Origin of the sequence: Peterkaempfera griseoplana (genome assembly GCF_001418575.1) — a bacterium.
Lineage (GTDB): Bacteria > Actinomycetota > Actinomycetes > Streptomycetales > Streptomycetaceae > Peterkaempfera > Peterkaempfera griseoplana.
This window is the reverse complement of record NZ_LIQR01000760.1, coordinates 1-2,003: the sequence shown is the minus strand read 5'-3', so window position 1 is coordinate 2,003 and position 2,003 is coordinate 1. Positions and strand designations below refer to the sequence as shown.

The following is a 2,003-nucleotide window of genomic DNA, read 5'->3' as shown; positions in this document are numbered from 1 at the left end:
CCGGAGCCCCCGTTTCCCGCCCCGCGCGCAGTGCGGCGTAGAGTCGTCAACCGTGAGTACGGGCCCCCTGCATGACCCGGCCGGTGACGGGTGAGCACACAGACACCACAGCGGGCGCCCCGGGCGCCCGAGCGCGCCCCGGGCGACGCCTGCTGCACCGTGCGCGGCCTGGTCAAGAGCCACCGCAGCGGCCGCCGGGGCCGCGGCACCGAGATCCGCGCCAACGACGGCATCTCCCTGGAGGTGCGGCGGGGCGAGATCTTCGGGCTGCTCGGACCCAACGGCGCAGGCAAGTCCACCCTGGTCCGCCAGCTCACCGGGCTGCTGCGACCGGACGCGGGCGCCATCGACATCCTCGGCCACGACGTCGTGGCCCACCCGGAGCGGGCCGCCCGGCTGCTCGGCTACCTCGGCCAGGAGTCCACCGCCCTGGACGAACTCACCGTGGCGCTGGCCGCCGAGACCAGTGGCCGGCTGCGCGGCCTGCCCGCCCACCGGGCCCGGGTCGAACGCGACGACGTCCTCGCCGAACTCGGCCTGGAGACCCTCGCCGACCGCCCCGTCGGACGGCTCTCCGGCGGCCAGCGGCGCCTCGCCTGCTTCGCCGCGGCCCTGGTCGGCGAGCGTCCGCTGCTGGTCCTGGACGAGCCCACCACCGGCATGGACCCGGTCGCCCGGCGCGCCGTGTGGGCCGCCGTCGACCGCCGCCGCGCCGACCACGGCACCACCGTGCTGCTGGTCACCCACAACGTCATCGAGGCCGAGACCGTCCTCGACCGCGTCGCCGTCCTGGACGCCGGACGGGTCATCGCCTGCGACACCCCCGGGCGGCTCAAGGCGCTGGTCGACGGCCGCGTCCGGCTGGAGCTGGTGTGGCGCGAGGACGCCCCGGCGGCGCTGCCCCCGGCGGTCGCCGCCGTGGCCTCCCGGGCCCGGGTCGCCGGACGGCGCTGGACCCTGCGGACCACCGCCGAGGAGGCCAGGGAGCTGGTCGCCGTGGTGACCGGGGGGCCGGCCTTCGCCGCCCTCGACGACTTCACCCTGGCCACCCCCACCCTGGAGGACGCCTACCTCGAACTCGGCGGCCGCGAGGGAGGGCTGGCCCGGTGACCCCGACGACCTCGATGACCCCGACGACCTCCGTGCCCGCCGCCGCACCGCTGGCCCCCGGGCCCCGGCTGCTGCCCGCCCTCGGCGCCGTCTACCGCGCACAGCTCTCCCGGGCGCGGGTCGCCCGGATCCCGCTGCTGTTCGTGGCGACCTTCCAGTCGCTGGGGATCATGGTGATGATGCGAGGCGTCGTCGACTCCGGCGACAACCCCTCCGCGCGGGCCGTGGTGGCCGGCTCCAGCGTGCTGGTGGTCGCCTTTGTGGCGCTCAACCTGCTGGCCCAGTACTTCGGCAGGCTGCGCGCCACCGGCGGCCTCGACCACTACGCCACCCTGCCGGTGCCGCCCGCGGCGGTGGTGCTGGGCGCGGCCGGGGCCTACGCCTCCTTCACCCTGCCCGGCACCCTGCTCACCGCGGCCGTCGGCGCCGGCCTCTTCGGACTGCCCTGGGCCAATCTGTGGGTGCTGCTGGCCGTGGTCCCGCTGGCCGGGGCCGCGCTCTCCGGACTCGGCGCCGCCTGCGGGCTGCTCGCGCCGCGACAGGAGATCGCCACCCTGCTGGGACAGCTCGGGATGTCCGCCGCACTGCTGCTCGGGGTCCTCCCGGCAGGACGGATGCCCGAGCCCATCCGGCTGCTGCGGGACCTGCTGCCGTCGACCTACGGCGTGGAGGCCTTCGCCCGTACCTTCGACCCGGCCCCGGCCTGGTCCGCGGTGGGCGGGGACCTCGCCGTCTGCGCGGCGGTGGGCGTGGTGTCGCTGTCCCTGGCGACCTGGGCGTTCCGGCGGGCGGCGGTGGCGGACCGCTGACGGCCCCGGGCCCGGGTGGGGCCGCCCTGACGGGCCATGACGCACCCGGACGTGGGACCATGGCCGGGTGCGTCATGGCCCGTC

General features: G+C 76.9%; 2 protein-coding genes. Both read left to right on the top strand.

Annotation, left to right across the window (positions count from 1 at the left end; genetic code table 11):
• Positions 1-90: 90 nt before the first annotated feature.
• On the top strand, positions 91-1,110 hold the full coding sequence (locus tag AOK09_RS36500; protein WP_079063715.1) for an ABC transporter ATP-binding protein: 1,020 nt from the start codon (positions 91-93) through the stop codon (positions 1,108-1,110).
• Positions 1,111-1,124: 14 nt separating this feature from the next.
• Positions 1,125-1,919 (top strand): ABC transporter permease, encoded by a 795-nt coding sequence (locus AOK09_RS36495; RefSeq protein WP_055591459.1) that lies wholly within the window; start codon positions 1,125-1,127, stop codon positions 1,917-1,919.
• Positions 1,920-2,003: the final 84 nt, after the last annotated feature.